At 49.9% G+C, this 17,379-nt stretch carries 16 protein-coding genes; 14 read left to right on the top strand and 2 right to left on the bottom strand.

The window, feature by feature from the left end:
• Positions 1-195 precede the first annotated feature (195 nt).
• The 9 genes from AS151_RS22135 (at position 196) to AS151_RS12470 (ending at position 10,329) form a co-directional block, all read left to right on the top strand.
• Positions 196-369, top strand: coding sequence for a hypothetical protein (locus AS151_RS22135; RefSeq protein WP_170861386.1), 174 nt, complete (start codon positions 196-198; stop codon positions 367-369).
• A 107-nt stretch (positions 370-476) separates the two neighbouring features.
• Positions 477-3,413, top strand: coding sequence for a CHAT domain-containing tetratricopeptide repeat protein (locus tag AS151_RS12505; RefSeq protein ID WP_084639555.1), 2,937 nt, complete (start codon positions 477-479; stop codon positions 3,411-3,413).
• Positions 3,414-3,564: 151 nt separating this feature from the next.
• Entirely contained in the window at positions 3,565-4,269 is a 705-nt protein-coding gene (locus AS151_RS12500; protein ID WP_139240639.1) for a hypothetical protein, read from the top strand.
• A gap of 317 nt (positions 4,270-4,586) precedes the next feature.
• The gene (locus AS151_RS12495) at positions 4,587-5,375 is read left to right on the top strand and encodes a DUF1822 family protein (RefSeq protein ID WP_071517398.1); all 789 of its coding nucleotides are present in this window, start codon (positions 4,587-4,589) and stop codon (positions 5,373-5,375) included.
• A gap of 160 nt (positions 5,376-5,535) precedes the next feature.
• Positions 5,536-6,768, top strand: coding sequence for a hypothetical protein (locus AS151_RS12490; protein ID WP_071517397.1), 1,233 nt, complete (start codon positions 5,536-5,538; stop codon positions 6,766-6,768).
• Between the two features lie 148 nt (positions 6,769-6,916).
• A complete protein-coding gene (locus tag AS151_RS12485) occupies positions 6,917-7,681 on the top strand; it encodes a hypothetical protein (RefSeq protein WP_139240638.1) in 765 nt (254 codons plus the stop codon).
• A gap of 130 nt (positions 7,682-7,811) precedes the next feature.
• A complete protein-coding gene (locus tag AS151_RS12480; RefSeq protein ID WP_084639554.1) occupies positions 7,812-8,483 on the top strand; it encodes a pentapeptide repeat-containing protein in 672 nt (223 codons plus the stop codon).
• 72 nt (positions 8,484-8,555) lie between these two features.
• Positions 8,556-9,389 (top strand): DUF1868 domain-containing protein, encoded by an 834-nt coding sequence (locus AS151_RS12475; RefSeq protein ID WP_244532996.1) that lies wholly within the window; start codon positions 8,556-8,558, stop codon positions 9,387-9,389.
• A gap of 418 nt (positions 9,390-9,807) precedes the next feature.
• The gene (locus tag AS151_RS12470) at positions 9,808-10,329 is read left to right on the top strand and encodes an O-acetyl-ADP-ribose deacetylase (RefSeq protein WP_071517394.1); all 522 of its coding nucleotides are present in this window, start codon (positions 9,808-9,810) and stop codon (positions 10,327-10,329) included.
• A gap of 31 nt (positions 10,330-10,360) precedes the next feature.
• Here the strand turns inward: AS151_RS12470 and AS151_RS12465 are convergent, their stop codons facing one another.
• Entirely contained in the window at positions 10,361-10,993 is a 633-nt protein-coding gene (locus tag AS151_RS12465) for a response regulator transcription factor (protein WP_071517393.1), read from the bottom strand.
• Positions 10,986-12,281 carry a sensor histidine kinase gene (locus tag AS151_RS12460; RefSeq protein WP_244532994.1) on the bottom strand — a complete coding sequence of 432 codons (1,296 nt, stop codon included), beginning with the start codon at positions 12,279-12,281 and terminating at the stop codon, positions 10,986-10,988. Before AS151_RS12460 ends, AS151_RS12465 begins: the two co-directional genes overlap by 8 nt.
• Before the next feature lie 208 nt (positions 12,282-12,489).
• Between AS151_RS12460 and AS151_RS12455 the strand changes: the two genes are divergently transcribed.
• The 5 genes from AS151_RS12455 (at position 12,490) to AS151_RS12430 (ending at position 17,289) form a co-directional block, all read left to right on the top strand.
• Positions 12,490-12,978, top strand: a complete 489-nt coding sequence (locus tag AS151_RS12455) for a Spy/CpxP family protein refolding chaperone (protein ID WP_071517391.1) — start codon at positions 12,490-12,492, stop codon at positions 12,976-12,978.
• A gap of 51 nt (positions 12,979-13,029) precedes the next feature.
• Positions 13,030-13,863, top strand: a complete 834-nt coding sequence (locus AS151_RS12450) for a class I SAM-dependent methyltransferase (protein ID WP_244532992.1) — start codon at positions 13,030-13,032, stop codon at positions 13,861-13,863.
• Positions 13,864-14,067: 204 nt separating this feature from the next.
• A complete protein-coding gene (locus AS151_RS12445; RefSeq protein ID WP_071517389.1) occupies positions 14,068-15,369 on the top strand; it encodes a glutamate-5-semialdehyde dehydrogenase in 1,302 nt (433 codons plus the stop codon).
• 228 nt (positions 15,370-15,597) lie between these two features.
• On the top strand, positions 15,598-16,548 hold the full coding sequence (gene hetR / locus AS151_RS12435) for a heterocyst differentiation master regulator HetR (protein ID WP_071517387.1): 951 nt from the start codon (positions 15,598-15,600) through the stop codon (positions 16,546-16,548).
• A gap of 30 nt (positions 16,549-16,578) precedes the next feature.
• Entirely contained in the window at positions 16,579-17,289 is a 711-nt protein-coding gene (locus AS151_RS12430; protein WP_071517386.1) for an urease accessory protein UreF, read from the top strand.
• Positions 17,290-17,379 lie beyond the last annotated feature (90 nt).

Here is a 17,379-nt window from a genome sequence, read left to right as displayed (position 1 = left end):
CTACTATCGGCTCTTGGTCTAGCCACTACTACGGGAACCTGGCTGTTCCCAAGCCCCGTCGCTTTAGCGCGGGGTCAGTGACGACACCTTAAAGTTTCCAGGAATGCACTTCCTTTCCACCCCAGAGGGGATTCTCTCCAAAAGCCGTCAATGGGTCAAATATAGCAGAAATTTCTCGATTTGCCCGGCTTCAAGATGTCGAATCTCTCAGTCAACGCGCCTTATATCCAACGTCTCAAGACACTTGGCTTTACGGTGCCTTTCTTGAAAAACCAACAAAACCACCACCAACGCATCCTTGCCCTTGCCAAAGGAATAGGAACTTATACCAAATCCGTACTGCAAAAACCGAACGATCCCCCAAGCTAAAACTTCTTGTTGTCTCTCCCCCTCCTCCCCCTCCTCCCACTCTCCCACTCCTCTATTTTCGTCTCATCTGCCCACCTGACAAACCAAACCTCGGAGGTCAAAGCCCTATGACATCCCCATCACGACTCCAACAAATTTGTGGCTTTTTTAAAAAAACAGTTCAAGTTGCCCAACAGGGATACGCGCAACTCCAGAATGTGTTGAAACCCGGACAACCAGGGAAAACCCCATCGCCAGCCACCACCAGCCAGGCAGCACAAACTTTATTGCTAACCTTACTGCAAGCAGGAGCGGAAGGCGGCGCTGAGGCGGTTTATAAGGTACTGGACGAACGAAACGGCAGGGTAGACCCACAATTACCAGCAGCAGCCAAGGCATTGCTGGAACAGCTAAGCACCGAACAAGACCAAGAATTACAAGATGGTGCCGTCGGACTGATTGAAAACCTGGCAAATCGCCTGCAAGGGTATCCCCGAGGTCGTCAGGGAGAGAACATTACCCTGGCGATTTCTTTGTACGAGTTGGTTTTAGAAGCTCGACCGCGCCATAGCGTTCCCGAAAAACATGCCCAAACCTTGACCAACCTGGGGGTTGCCTACAAAACCCAAGCCGAATTGGGACAAGACCCGGCAGCCAATTTGCAACAAGCCATCCGCCGCGCCTACCGGCAAGCTGAGGAGATTTTCCGGCGTCCGGGACTGGAAAAAAACCTTGCCTCTACCCTGTACAACCTGGGGAATACCTACAGCGACCAAGCCGAATTGGGACAAGACCCGGCAGCCAACTTGCAACAAGCCATCCGCGCCTACCGGCAAGCTGAGGAGATTCGCCGGCGTCTGGAACTGGAAAAAGACCTTGCCCAAACCCTGACCAACCTGGGGAATGCCTACAGCAAGCAAGCCGATTTGGGACAAGACCCGGCAGCCAATTTGCAACAAGCCATCCGCGCCTACCGGCAAGCTGAGGAGATTTTCCGGCGTCTGGAACTGGAAAAAGACCTTGCCACTACCCTGTACAACCTGGGGATTGCCTACGGCAACCAAGCCGAATTGGGACAAGACCCGGCAGCCAATTTGCAAGAAGCCATCCGCGCCTACCGGCAAGCTGAGGAGATTTTCCGGCGTCTGGAACTGGAAAAAGACCTTGCCCAAACCCTGACCAACCTGGGGAATGCCTACCAAATCCAAGCCGACAAAGTGGGAGAAAACGTGGCGGAAAACCGCCGACAAGCTGCCAACTGCTACCGAAAAGCCCTACAATTTGTCCGTCCCCAAATTTTGCCGGTTGACTGTCTCACAGCTGCCCGCGCTTTAGGCAATTTAGGCTTTCGCCAGGGAGACTGGCATCTGGCTTTGGAAGGTTACCGGGATGCCATGGAAGCGATTGAGTACAGCCGTACCCAGCGCCTCAGCAATGCCGAACGTCAGGAAGTGGTGGCTAATTCCATCTATGTCTACGAAAATGCCATCCAAGCTGCCATCAACCGCCAGGAGATTACCACCGCCTTGGAAATTGCGGAACGGGTACGCGCCAAACGCTTGAAAGACCTGATGGCAACTGCCGACCTTTACCAAGATGGCAACATTCCCGAAGAAGTCCGCCAGTGGTTGCAACAGTTGGACCAATTGGACGACCAAATTGCTATCCAACGGCAGCAAATGGACGACAAGGACAACGACGGCAGCGACAACAAACTTAAAACCCGCCAACTCCGGGCTGCCAAGGAGACATCCGACCAGATTCTGCAACTGGAACGGGAAAAACAAGCCATCCTCGATAAAATCAACAGCCGCGACGAAGTCATCGCCAAACTGCGGCAAGTGCAACCGCCGCAACTGCAAGAGTTCCTGCCCCTGCTACAAGATAGCCCCCATGCTGCTTTGCTGAGTTTTTACACCACCAAAAATGACACCCACATTTTTATCCTGCGCGCCGGGGAAACGACGCCCGACTGTTTCACTTGTTCCGGGCAGGGATACCAAAAGCTGCAACAATGGCTGCGGGAGACTTGGGTCAATCCTTACAACAACAACAAAAGCCAGTGGATCCAACAAATGCCCGATATCCTCGCCGAACTATCCCAACGGCTGGATTTGGACCGTCTCATTGCCGAACAACTTGCCGATGTGGACGAACTCATCCTCATTCCCCACCTGTTCCTGCATCAAATTCCCTTTGCCGCTTTGCCCCTTTCTGGGGAGAAAGCCTATTTGGGAGATAAATTCTGCTTGCGGTATGCGCCCAGCTTGCAGGTTTTGGGCTTTTGCCACCGTCGCGGTTCTGTCTCCCAGCGCCACTACGCCACGGTAGAAAACGCTACCAACGACCTGCCCTTTAGTGGTTTTGAAGGCAGCAATGTTGCCCGGCTGTTCCAAATTCCCCCAGAACAACATTTGGTGGGTGAGGAAGCCACTCGCGATGCCTACCGTCGCTTGCTGGCGGAACAGGGAACCACGCATTTGGTGAGCAGCCACCACGCCCAAAGTCGTTTTGACAATCCCGAGGAGTCGGGGTTGAAGCTTAGCGATGGCAAGATTGCTGTTACCCAACTGTTTTCCCCGGGCTGGCGGTTTCCCCAGTTGGAGGAGGTGTACCTTTCTTGCTGCGAAACGGGGCTGTTTGCACCAAAAGGTGCTGTTGACGAACCGGTGGCTGTCAGTACGGGGTTTCTCTGTGCTGGGGCGCGGGGAGTGATTGCCAGTCACTGGTCGATTTATGATTTGTCGGCTGCTCTGCTGTCGGTTCTCTATCACGAACAGCGTCACCAAGGGAAAAACCGTTCTCTGGCTTTGCAGGCGGCACAGCAAAAGATGCGGCAAATGACGGGGGCGGTGTTTAAAAAAGACTACAGCCAGTCTTTACAAAAGCATCTCAAAGAACAAGAAAAGCGGTTGAGACAACAATCGAACCAAAATCAAACGCAAACAGAGTTCAGGAAGATTAAGAATGCGCAAAAAGCCATCAACCGCTATGCCAACGACAAAGGTTGTCCGTTTGACCATCCCGTTCATTGGGCATCTTTGGGTTGTTACGGTTTGCGCTAGCTAGAACCAAATACCGGTACCATTGCGGATGGGATGGTGGAGATTTTGGCGAAGTTTCTTTTCGCGTCGATAGCTTCCTTTGCTGGCTTGCAGGAGTACGGTTGGCGCTCTATAATTGGCTGCAAGTTGCAAGTGTTGGTAGGAAGGTACGGTGACTCAAGATTCTCCCCATCCCATCCACGAGGAGTTAAAGGAAATTTTCCGCCAGGCGTTACGGGCAGAATCCGAAAAGGAACGTGCGTCGCTGATAAGAAAAGGTATCGGTAAGATGAGGGCAGCACCAGATCGTTTGTTTTGGTGTCCCCCCAACCTTGAGGATGAATTGCTATATTTCCAGGCGGTGGATGACGCTTGGGATTATATCGAAAGAAAAATTCACGGGGATATTCGCGGTAAGGGAACGACGGAGGAAAAAAAGTACGATCCGGATAAGGGTGATGCCAGTCCGATTACGCTTTGGAATAGACGCTGTGAAAAGGTATACAGAGGTCTCCAGCAAGACCAACCGCAGTTTGTTAGCATTGATGCCAGAACGGGAGAGGCTTTCAATATTGAGGAGGTTCCCCAGCCAGCTTCTAACCAACCTTCTGTGTCTGAACTGCTGGAAAGGGTGCGCCAAGTTTTGGAAGAGGATGCTGAGGGCAAGTACAAAAATAGCTATGTTCGCAAAACGCCACCACCGCCTATTACTGCCCAACAGGTGTTTTTAGAAATTTACCGACGCTGTGTTGCGGGGGAACAATGGACGATTCAACTGTTGGCGGAACATTTTGAGGTGAAGGAAGGAACGATGAATTCTGCCTGGTCCAGAAAATTAAGGCCTTTATTGCAAGAAGTTTTTAATTATGTTGTCTAGGGGGTGTTGGTTGGCAGGCAATCGATTTTTTTAGGTTCTAGAAATGATGAAAATGATGAAGTTATACGAAATCTGCTCTAGCAAACCCCGAAATGTGAAAGAACCCCCTGTAGTCCCCCTTGTAAAGGGGGACGGTTAAAGTTAAGTTGATTAAGTTTATGGTTTCTAGGTTTCGGATTTGGCAAACCCCGAAATGTGAAAGAACCCCCTCTAGCTTGTAAAGGGGGACGGTTAAAGTTAAGTTGATTAAGTTTGTGGTTTCTAGGTTTCGGATTTGGCATGAATAAGAGTTATTCCAATTTTTTGGAGGTTTTTCGATGAATACGCAACAATTTGCCCAATTGGTTCCTATTCCCCCAAGTATCCAAGAACAGATTATGAAGCTTGGTTCCCAGGTACAGCCGGAACGCGCTACGGAGGTTTGTCGGCGTGCCATTGCGGTTTGGGTGGTTTCTCGCTATCTGAATCGTTTTGGTTACGGTTGCGATTACCAGCAAAGCAGTTGTTGGAATGTGGTTACGGCTTTGCTGACGGATTTGGCGGATTTGGAGGTTTTTGAGGGCGATCGCTTTTTGGGTATGGTAGAATGCATTCCTATGGCTAGCGATGCGGAAACCTTAGAAATTCCGGAACAGGCGGTCATGAGCGATCGCATTGCCTACATTGCTGTAGAAACGAATGCGGACAATACGTGGGGAGCCATTTTGGGATTTACGCCGGCTTTGGAGGTGGAGTTCCCGGATTTGAGCATTCCTCGCGAAGACCTTCTGTCGGAAGAGAAGCTATTGGATTTGCTGGAAATGGCGGATCCTCTGGCAGAAGAATCGCTATTTTCGGAGTTAAAATCCTATTGGCATCGTTGGGATGAAGAGCAGCGTTTGGCGATTGTGGCTCAGTTAGAACGAGCTTTGCTTTTGGAGTCGGATGAGAGTTTCCAGGTGGAATCGGCTGCCCAAGAGTTGGAGTCTTTGCTTGCCCAATCTGCGGAAACGGAGGAGAAAGAAGAGGTAGTTTTGATTCGGGAAGGTGAAGACAGTAGCGATCGCGCCGAGTTGCGATCGATTGTACAACGTATTTTCCAATCTTTGCGAGAAAATTTAGATTGACTGCTCCCCTCTCTAAAGAGCCAAAACCCTCGTAGGGTGGGCATCGCCCACCCCACAGCATTGCTCCCCCACAGAAAAATTTTCCCTTAAATGCATAAAAATTCCCCTAGTCAGCGTGGAAATAGTGAAAGCCAAAAATCACACTCTACTGGGGGACATTATGACTGCAAATTCCAAAAACTTACCGCTTCCCGATCCAAAAGAAAAAGAACAAGCCCAACAAGTAGCAGCAACGCTACGGGAAGAAGATCCCAAACTCGCCCAACCCGCCCAACCACGCAGCCAAGTTCGCATTTGGGTGGATAACACTTGGCAAACAGTTACCAAACCGGTTCGATTTGTCAAAAATTTGCTGCTAGCCAATCCGCGCGAGTTCCACGGCAAACACTACGTCACCGGCGAATTGGAAGAACATTCCCAGCTGACGGCACGGGTGATTAGCGTGGGCAGTCTTTTTAACGCCATTACCAACCAACCGCTGTTGTTTTTCGCTTTTAAGGATTTTGGCGGTGGTCCTGCCGTAGGCGCTAGTGTAGTTCTTAATCTGCTGATTGTCAAGTTTACCAACGACAACGGTACGGCGGTGGCAGGGCGCAAACACAAAAATCTCGCTTGGAGCCGGGCAGGTGCTGCTGCTATGGTGGCGATGAGTGTTTTACAATCGGTGGCTGCTGGTGTAGGCATGGAAGCCATGAACAATCGCCCGCAACTGGCGCGAATGAAGGCGGAGAACTTGATTGCTGAGAAAACTCAGAAAATTCAGGAGATACCAGCGACCACTGAGCAGGCACGAAAAGCCCGCGAAGCCTACGAAAGGGCACGTGCCAAACTGGAACGCTTGCCCAAAAGCGACCCGGAATGGGATGCAACTTATGTGGAATTGTACGGTCGTTGGTCAGAACGCAATAAGGATTGGAGTCAGGTGCCAACGGAGAATTTACCCCTGGAACAACGGAAGTTGCGTTTGGAAAAACGAGCGAGCCAACAGAAACGACAAGCACAAAAGGAGTGGAATCAAAAGTTAGCCAAACGCGGAGAAATTGGGGATGATGTGCTGTTTTTGCAGCAGGAACTGCCGCAGTTGTTCCAACGACATTTTAATGACAGCTACCAACTCACATCTGGTACGGAAACGGTGCGTTTGGCGGCTTTAAATTTGTACGATAAGCTAAAAACTGGCGATGTTGCGGGATTGGGCTTTCCGATGTTTTTTGCTTTGCTTTCGGTGGTGACCAGTGGTGCGGCTTGTTTGCTGACGCTGACTCACGCGCAACGGGAAGATGTGGCTATGTCTCGCGATGCAGCGGTGGGCGAGGCGATTGATGCCTATTTTGAGTATTTGATTGCTGCTGCGGATGATGGGGAGTCGGAGGCGGAATCCCCAGATGATTGATAGGGAGATTTCTTCAAACTGACCTATGCTTTTTATGCCCTGAAGAAATTTTTGAGCCATTTGCATAAAAAGTCAGTTTTTTGTCGTAGTTATTATAAAGCGATCGCGTGGCATGATGCCAAAAAAGCGATCGCGGACCCTTGAACCTATGAGTGAAAGGAAAGTGGTGCCCATGCAAGCTCCCCAAGAACAACCCAATGGCCAACTGGAACGCTCTCCCCATCTGACGCCAGTTGAACGCCCGGAAAAAAGCCACCAGCCTGCCCCGCAGGAGAAAAAACCAGCCGTTAGCGATCGCACAGTCCTACTTCGCTCTCAAAAACAATATCACCAAAGTGGCAAGTGCCCTAATGTCTTGGCGTTTTTGGAAGTTGCCCGTTTGGTTCGTCAGCGCAAATTCATCAGTCCCAAACATGCTCAATACTTGTATGAGGAGCTAGATAGAATTGAAGAAGCGATCGCTTTGCCAGTAGAACAACTTGCCCACCTCACCCACCAATTGGCAAACCAAGTAAAAAACCAAGAAACGCCCATGCCAGAACAGGGATTTGAAATTGCCGAGACAGTCAGGCAACTGTTCGACCCCATAGACCGACTCACAGCCATAGCGCGGAACCATCTCGACCCGCCAGAACCAGGGGTTGAAGAAGGATTTGCCCTTTGCTACATGGATACAGTCAAGCGCGTTAACGATTTGCGCCACAGTTTGTCTCATTTAACCGAAAAATTCCGTCCCCAACAACTGCAACAGCAATTCACCTGCCATCCCCACACAGACCTACAACGTCTTGTTCTAGACAATACCATTTACGAACTGTACTACGCCGCCCAAGTGCTGATTCCCCGGCTACGCAGCAATATTGCCCGTAAGGTACCGAACCTCTGGGGGTCCGTTGTTGAGGAACAGGAATAATCCCAACCCCCATGTTTCCACACCACCAATTCCCCGTAGGGGCAACCCCCCGTGGTTGCCCCCAACCCCCCGTGGTTGCCTCCAACCCCCATGTTTCCACACCACCAATTCCCCGTAGGGGCAACCCCCCGTGGTTGCCTCCAACCCCCCGTGGTTGCCCCCAACCCAAATCGCTGAGAACTATCCCAAAAAAACCATTGTACAACTGCAAAAGGAGAAAGACACCATGTGGAAAACCTTAAAATCTATCTTGTCCAAAAGAGATTCCCAACGGTCCAATATTGATTCGGATTTACCCAAAACTCCCATGACGGCGCAGGATTTTCGGAAACGCTTGGAAGCGGGAGAACGACGGTTTGAACGGTTGCTGTTAGCCAATATCGATTTGCGAGGATTGGATTTGACAAATTTGGTTTTAACCGATAGCGAACTCATCGGCTGCGATTTGAGCTATACGTGCCTTCTCTATGCTAATTTTAGCCGCAGCATCCTTGATTTTAGCAATGCCAAACATGTGTTTGCCGAGGGAAGCAATTTTTCGGAAGCCAGTCTGGTTGGCTGCAATTTATCTCAGGCTTATGCTGCCCACGTGAATTTTAGCAATGCGAATTTGAGTCAATCCAATTTCACTTGGGCTGATTTGCGGGGTGCCAATTTGGCAGATGCGAATCTTTCCCAGGTGAATCTGGCGACGGCGAATTTAGATGGCGCGAATTTGGAGAATACGGCAGGTAAGAATATGTATTTGAAGATGTTGCGTTTGTCGGTGGGTTCCAGCGTTATCAGGCGCAAGTCGCGTTAGTGCTTCGCAAGGGGCAACGCCACCTCCGATTGCCCCGACAGAATTTTTTGGTGGTTATGTTATGAGTTTGGTATGAATAGAATGGCAAAAGAAACAGATTGGCCTTGCTGGCAAAAAATAATGGATGATACCTATACAATTTACACCAATCGACTGGCTGAAATGACCGCAACGGCAGCCTATACTTCCCAAGTAGACCACTTGCAGAAGTCGTCGAAGTTTCGCCGTAGTGACAACCATGGTTGGGAAGCAGTTGCATTTCCCGGCTATACGGTAATTACTTCCCCCTGGGAAGAAGCGTCGGAAAATGAAGGGTTTTATGCTGGTTTGTGGGAATTGCAAAAGGTTCTGGCAGAAGAATTGTTTGCGGGAATGATGGTTTCTCTGCCGCCGGCTAGTTTTCATCTGACGTTAGCCGATTTGATTTGCGATGATGGCTATCGGCAGGCGGTGGCAAGTTATCCCAATTTTGAGGAAAGATTGCAAGAATCTATTCGGGATAGCTTTCAGGAATATAAATCTCTGGGGGATTCCTATCCGAATTATTGGCGGTTTGGAGGGATTATCGTGATGCCGAGTGCGGTTGGGGTGGCGTTGTTGCCTCGAGATGGGGTTTCTTATCAGCGGGTTGTGGCGTTGCGCCGTTGTATTTATGGGAATGCTGGTGTGATGGGGTTGGGGATTGCCCAGCAGTTCCATTTTACGGCACATATTACGTTGGGCTATTGGGGAGAGGTTTTTCTAAATAGCGATCGCGATTGGCTTGGCTGGCGGCTATCTCGTTTAAATGAATGGTGGTTGGATAATTATCCCAGTTCTTTTTGGATAAAACAGGCGGAGTTGCGCAAGTTTGACGATATGACTTGTTTTTATCGGGATTCCCATTTTCCGATTGTGGCTTTGTGAATCGATATTTTTGATGTTGTAGCAACCACAATTATGGGGCAACCACAATTAGGGGGCAACCACAATTAGGGGGCAACCACAATTATATGGGGCAACCACAATTATGGGGCAACCACAATTAGGGGGCAACCACGGGGGGTTGCCCCTACAGGGAATTTTTGGTATCAAAAAATTGGATTTCTTAGAAAGAAAATGGGATTGGGAACTTGTTTGGTGCCGGGGTCGATCGTGGCTAGAATAATTGTGATATGATACGGAATCTGTACTGTAAAGACTCGCAAGTTATCGTCGGTTGGAACCCCCTGTAGTCCTCCTTGTAAAGGGGGACGGTTTTGGTTATATTTGTGGTTTAGAAATATCGGATTTGATATGATTTATGGTGGGATTTCTTTTTTGTTGGTTGTTAAGGAGGAATCTTATGAAACCGGAAGTTCGCGATCGCATGGAAGTCGTTCGCGGCGATATTACCCAAATGAAGGTGGATGCGATTGTCAATGCGGCGAATTCTTCCCTGTTGGGTGGGGGTGGTGTCGATGGTGCTATCCATCGCGCGGCTGGTCCGCAGTTACTGGAGGAATGCCGGAGGTTAGGTGGATGTTCTACTGGGGAAGCTCGAATCACCAATGGCTACAATCTGCCGGCGCGTTATGTGATTCATACGGTGGGTCCGGTTTACGGGAAAAATCCCAATGATGGGGATTTGCTGGCAAATTGTTATCGGAATAGCCTGCAATTGGCTGTGGAAAATGAGGTAAAAACCATTGCTTTTCCGGCGATTTCCTGTGGGGTTTATGGGTATCCCATCCGTGAGGCGAGTCAAATTGCTGTGGATACGGTGGCGGCGTTTTTAGAAGGACATCCGGAAATAGAGAAAGTTATTTTTGTGCTGTTTTCCGAGCAGGATAAAAAGGTTTACGCAAATACCTTTGCCCAAGAATAAGTTTTTACCAGATGCGATCGCGAAATGTATCTCACGATAAGCGCAAGTGGCGGGTGGCGAAAATGGCTGCTTGGGTGCGATCGCGCAAATCCAACCGATGGAGAATGCTGTTGACGTGGTTTTTCACCGTGCGTTCGGAAATGTAGAGTTGGCTGGCAATTTCGCGGTTGCTGTATCCCTGAGCAATAAGCCGCAATACCTCTCGCTCTCGCGGCGTTAGCAATTCCAATGCCGGTGGGTCGTCGGCTGGTGGTGGGGCAGCCATAGCTTTTTCAAACAACCCCGGTCCGAGCTGTGTATACCCTTTGTAAACCGCTCGAATGGCTTCTGCAAGTTCTTCTGATGGCGTATCCTTGAGCAAATATCCCTTGGCCCCGTAGCGCATGGACTGGGAAACATATTCATCATCATCGAAAGTAGTCAGTACCAATACTTTAATCTCTGGGGCGCGTTCGTACAGGTGGCGGGTGGCGGCAACCCCATCCATGACAGGCATGCGTACGTCCATCAATACCACATCCACTTGCAAAGCGATCGCTTGTTCTAGGGCAATTTGACCGTTTTCTGCTTCTCCAACTACTTCCAAATCGGGTTTGGCTTGCAGCAGGCTGCGCAACCCTTCGCGAACGATGCTTTGGTCGTCTGCCAGCAACAGTTTAATCACTGCTTTCTCCCTCCTGGGGAACGGTCACGCGAATTTGACATCCCCGACCGGGTTGGCTGTGTAAGGTCAATCGACCGCCGAGGGCTTCCGCGCGTTCCCGCATGCTTTGCAATCCAAATCCGGTGGTATTGGCGCTGGGGTCGAACCCGCAGCCATTGTCTTCGACAAGCAAGGAAATTTCGGTTGGATTGTCGATGACATGCAAGCGTACTCGGTCGGCATCGCTGTGTTTGGCAATGTTGGTGAGGGCTTCCTGGAGAATTCGATAAATTGGCGCGATCGCTTCTGCGGATAGTTGAGAACGAACCCGCATATCTGTATCAATTTGAATGTTGTGATTGGCGGTAAATTCTTCAGTTAGATAAGCGATCGCAGCGGGCAAATCTTTCTGTTTGAGGGGGTTTTGACGTAGGGTAGCCACGGATTGACGGACGCTTTGGAGGGCTTCGCGCCCCAAGTCTCGTGCCTTTTGCAAGCGATCGCGAATATGGCTCGCATTGTCTGGTAACAGCATGGCTACGTTTTCCAATTGTATGCTTTGAGCAGCCAAGGCATGACCCACCGAGTCGTGAATTTCCCGGGCAATGCGATTACGTTCTTGCAAAGTAGCTTGATTCTCGATGGTGAGGGCATATTGACGCAGGCGACGGTTGGCGCTGGCAAGTTCTTTGCGGCTGCGCGATTCTGCCACGACAGAACTCACTAGCAACAGCACAAATCCCAACACCAGGGCAAACAACAAGGCCATATTGAACGTTAACCCAAATAAGAAATTCTGCAATAGGTCTGCGGGCAGTCGCCGTATCGCTGGCGGTAGCGGTCTGCCGAGGGGAATTCCGAACGGACGAATACCGAGAAGTGACAGCAACGACATGGATAAAAACGACCCGTATGCCATGGCAGCAACCACCAAACGACCACCCCAACGAAACATTAGACAGGCGCGAATCACCACCACCAGCAACAAGGCGGTAAACAAAATATGTCCGCGACCGCCTAACATGACTGCCAGCCAACTTAATCCAAATCCTACCACGGTATACAAAACTTGTGCGAATCGCGATGCCACGGGAAAACGCCATCCCATCAATCCTAAAGCGGCGATGGCAGTGGTGGCAGCAAGTCTATATGGCGCGCGGTCGATGGAGAAGCGGTGGTGGGGTGGATGGGGAAGGGGTAGGGAAAAGAAGACCATTAGCAGGGCAATTCCCAGCAAAATCCACTCCAGATAGAGCAACAGGCGAAACGGATGGCTTTGGCGAAACAGTTTTTGCACGGTTGTTTCCACAAATCGCTTTTATGTTGGCAAACTAGAATCTTAGAGGGAAAATTTCTCGTCAGGCAATAGAGCCAAGGTTTCAAATCGATTTGGAACTTTGGTTCTAGATGGTTTGGGAATTGCGATCCAAGCGGCTGTGGGATGGTTTTGCTTAGGATAGAGATGTTTGCAAGCTAGCGACCTGCATGTCGTTTGCTGTTCGTAGGAGACCGATACCATGAAGTTACGCCATATCTTTTTACTTTCTGCGATTCCAGTTCTTTTTGCTGTGGGAATGCCGGCGGTACAGGCGCAAAACTGGGATGCTGATGATTCTCAAATCCTAACACAAAGGGGTCCGGGTAATGGACATCGCGGCGATCGCTTTGAGAGGTTTATCGACCAGTTAGACCTCAGCGAGGAACAAGTTGACCAAATTCGTGCCATCCGGGAGGAATCTCGCGAGGAAGCCGACGAATTGCGATCGCAATTGCAACAAGAACGCGATAAAATGCAGTCTCTACTTTCCAGCGATGCCGGCAACGACCAGTTGATGGAACAACACGAACAAATGCAACAGTTGCGGCAGCAAATGGGAGACCATCGTTTTCAAACCATGCTGCAAATTCGGGATGTTCTCACTTCCGAACAAAAAGCACAACTGGCAGAGATGATACAGCAGCGTCGCGAACGATTTGGCGAACGTCGCCGCAATTTCCGCCGTTAAACTGAATTTTGATGGTAGCTCGACTGTCGTTTTCTGCTATTCTATAGCTAGATGGGGCAGTCGAGACACTTGATTGGGCGATCGCTACTGGAATGGATTGGGGAACTGGCACAATTTAGGACATATAAAAATATGAGCGATGCGATCGCCTTTTTCATGGAAGTTCACCAAGATTTGCCCCGGGAAGGTCCGGGTAGTTTTGCTTCTACGCAAAAGGCCTTTTCCATGCTTTCTGGTTTGCCACAGACACCGCGAATTCTCGATATTGGTTGCGGACCGGGACAGCAAACGCTGGATTTGTTACGCTTAACGCGCGGTACCATTGTTGCCATCGACAATCATTTGCCGTATATAAATAAACTCATAATGCGATCGCAAGCAGAAGGGTTTGCCGAACGTATTGATGCCAGATGTCAAGATATGTTTGATTTGGATTTGGGTAGGGAAGGTTTCGATCTTATTTGGGCGGAGGGGGCGATTTATATTCTTGGCTTTGAAAGGGGATTGTCGGAGTGGAAACGCTGGTTAAACCATCCCGGATATATGGCGGTTACCGAACTGACTTGGCTAACCTCAAAGCCATCGCCAGAAATTCAAAATTTTTGGCAGGCAAACTATCCCGCCATGCAAACCATTGAGGAAAATTTACAAACCATCAAACGCGCTGGATACGAAACTATTGGCTATTTTTGTTTACCCGAATCTGATTGGTGGGATGATTACTATACACCTTTAGAAAGCAGGGTACACCTGTTGCAAGAAAAATATGCGGCACAACCAGAGGCGTTAGAGATTCTTCGCAGCGAACAACAGGAAATTGACTTGTATAGAAAATACAGCCATGAATACGGTTACGTTTTTTACGTGGTTTTTCCCAAAGCCTAGAGCTATTTTTGCAAGATAGAAGCTTATCTGAATTTATTCTAGCGTTTCCGAGATCAAATCTCGATCGACGCCTGCAGGCGCAAACTTTTCTAGCCTAACGCCCCATTCGTCAAACAAACGGGCCGAGACAACGGTAGGATAGAGAAAGGTTGCACGACGCACTCTTGTCGTTATTGCTAAGGATATTTTAGATACTTCGCATCTATGCAAACCACGTCTAATTCCATTACTGAAATTGCCCAACAAACCCGCACCCACGCTCGCCAACTGGCAGTTTTGCCCACAGAAGCCAGAAACGATGCGCTAGAAGCGATCGCGCAGGCTTTAGAAGCGGCATCTGAGGAAATTTTGGCGGCCAATGCCGAAGACTGCCGGCAAGCAGAGGCAGAAGGATTGTCCAAACCCCTCTACAATCGCTTAAAACTCAATGCTACCAAACTCCAAGGCGCGATCGCTGGCGTACGCAATGTCAAAACCCTGGAAGACCCGGTAGGGAACGTACAGATCCACCGGGAACTTGACACCGGCTTAATTCTCAAACGGATAACCTGCTCTTTAGGCGTATTGGGTGTTATTTTTGAATCGCGTCCGGATGCGGTCATTCAGATTACCAGTTTGGCGGTTAAATCCGGCAATGGAGTGATTCTCAAAGGCGGTCGGGAAGCGATTCGTTCCTGTCAAGCCATCGTGCAAGCCATCGTTCGAGGGTTGGAAAAAACGGCTATCGACCCGGCTGTGGTTCAATTGCTAACCAGTCGGGAACAAATTCAGGAATTGCTGCAACTGGATGAATATGTGGACCTAATTATTCCTAGAGGGTCCAATTCCTTCGTGCGGTTTGTTCAAGAAAACACCCAAATTCCGGTTTTGGGTCACGCCGATGGTATTTGTCACGTATACCTCGATCGCGCCGCCGATTTGGAAAAAGCTACTAGCATTGTAGTGGATTCCAAAACCCAATATCCCGCCGCTTGCAATGCTGTGGAAACTTTGTTGGTTCACACAGATATCGCCAACTCATGCTTGCACCAAGTGGTACCAGCTTTGCAACACAATGGGGTCACTTTAAAAGCAGATGATGCCGTACGGGAAATCATGCCCCAGCTAGCGGCAGCAACCGAAGAAGATTGGTCTACCGAATACAGCGATTTGGTTCTGTCTATTAAAATGGTAGATTCTATAGATCGAGCGATGGTACATATCAACCAATACGGTTCCGGTCATACCGAGGCCATTGTCACCGAAGACCCGCAAGCTGCCAAAACCTTTTTAGCTCAAGTAAATTCTGCTGGGGTCTTTCACAACTGTTCCACCCGATTTTCCGATGGCTACCGCTACGGATTTGGTGCGGAAGTGGGCATTAGTACCCAACAAATGCCGCCGCGGGGTCCAGTTGGTTTGGAAGGGTTGGTTACGTACAAATACCAATTAACCGGTGACGGTCACGTAGCCGCTACGTACAGTGGTGCCAATGCCAAACCTTTCTCCCATCGAGAGCTATCTTAAGATTGCTCTAAACAATGCTGCGGTCGGGTTTTTTTGGCACCATTCTATCCCCAAGGCGATCGCCAATTTTCAATGTAGGATAGGATACGATGGAAGCATGTCACTAGTTTGTTGCCAAATGGGTGCGATCGGTTCGGATTTTCCAGGGAAAACTGTAGTAAAACAGGAACTACTGCCAAAATTTGGCTTTCTTGGTCATTGTTTTGCAAAATTGCGTAGGAGGATGTAATGCCTGCCGAGCCATCCATCTCAGATCGGGAACTCAATCAAGATTTGGACTTGGTCGATCGCCTCAGCCCGAGTGCGATGGACCAAATTATGATTTATCTGGCGTTTAGCGCCATGAGAACTGGCGGTCACCGCCACGGGGCGTTTTTAGATGCGGCAGCAACGGCTGCCAAATGTGCCATTTACATGACCTACATCGAGCAAGGTCAAAATTTGCGCATGACCGGGCACTTGCACCACATCGAACCCAAACGGGTGAAAGCGATTGTGGAAGAAGTGCGCGAAGCCCTTACTCAGGGAAAATTGCTGAAAATGTTGGGGTCGGCGGAACCCCGCTATTTGATTCAGTTTCCCTATGTGTGGTTGGAGAAATATCCCTGGAAACCTGGAGAACCAAGGGTTCCTGGCGATCGCTTACCCCTGCCAGAAAAGCGGTATCTAGAGCAAAAGCTACCCGCGGATATCCCCAACGCCCAATTTATTAATTCTTTCCAGTTCATGGAACTGATTGAATTTCTACACGCACGTTCCCAGGAAGATTTGCCCGAGGAACGATGCATTCCCCTCAGCGAAGCCCTCGCCGAACATATCAAACGCCGGCTGATTCATTCCGGCACGGTGACCAAACTGGATTCTCCCTGGGGAACGCCTTTGTATGCCCTCACCCGCGCTTCCTACACGCCGGTGGATGACGAGGAACGCACCTACGTCACCATTGAGGATACGGCGCGTTTCTTCCGCATGATGAAGGGGTGGGAACAACACCATCCTAAGGTTATGCGGGTTTTGGAAGAGTTGGATATTCCCGAAGACCGCATGGAGGAAGCTTTCCAAGAATTGGACCAAATCGTGCGTGCTTGGGCGGATAAGTACCACCAACAGGGCGGTACCCCCATGGCTTTGCAAATGGTGGTGGGAGAGCAAGACAAGGACCTCATGGGTCACTCATAAACCACCCAAGAGTTGCTAGCGAAGAGGAATATGGCACTGACGGACATCACCAACCCCACCCCAGAATCGGAGGATAAAGCGCTGTTGCACTTACTGCAGTTGGTGAGTCCTGGGTTGCCTGTGGGGGCATACAGTTACTCGGAGGGATTGGAAACTTGGATAGCTGCCCACAAAATTGTTGATGGGGTGAGTTTGCACGCTTGGTTGCAGCACCAACTACAATATGGGTCCGTTCGTATCGATACGGCAGCGATGCTGCGGGGCTATCGGGCTGTGGTGGCGGGCGATCGCGCGGGGTTGTGTTTTTGGAACCACTGGCTGTCGGCTACCCGAGAAACGGAAGAACTGCGACAGGCAGCCTGGCAAATGGGTAAATCTCTGGCGGATTTGCTGGCCGCGATCGCCCCTACGACCCAACCGTGGCTGGATGCTTGCGAATCTCCCCGCAATTTTGCTCTTGTCTTTGGCATCGCTGCCGCCACCTGGGGCATTGACGAACATCACGCTACCCTGGGGTACCTGCACGCTTGGAGCAGCAATTTGATTCACGCTGGGGTACGCCTGATTCCTATTGGACAAACAACCGCTCAAAAAATTACCTATCAGCTCAGTTCTGATATAGAAAAAGCAGCCCACGCGATCGCCGCTCTCCCAAACGACGATCTCGAAAGCTGCACCTGGGGATTATCGTTAGCCAGTATGCAACACGAAACGCTGTATTCACGTCTGTGTCGCAGTTGAGTCAGAAAACTACGCCAGTAGGTAACGACGAAAGGTTAACATTGTTCCATAGGCAGATCCAAACAAGCGAACGACAACGTAGATTCCCTT

It is taken from the genome of Geitlerinema sp. PCC 9228 (assembly GCF_001870905.1).
In the GTDB taxonomy this organism is placed as follows: domain Bacteria; phylum Cyanobacteriota; class Cyanobacteriia; order Cyanobacteriales; family PCC-9228; genus PCC-9228.
Note: the sequence above shows the minus strand (reverse complement) of the source record. Positions and strands in the feature narration are given on the sequence as shown.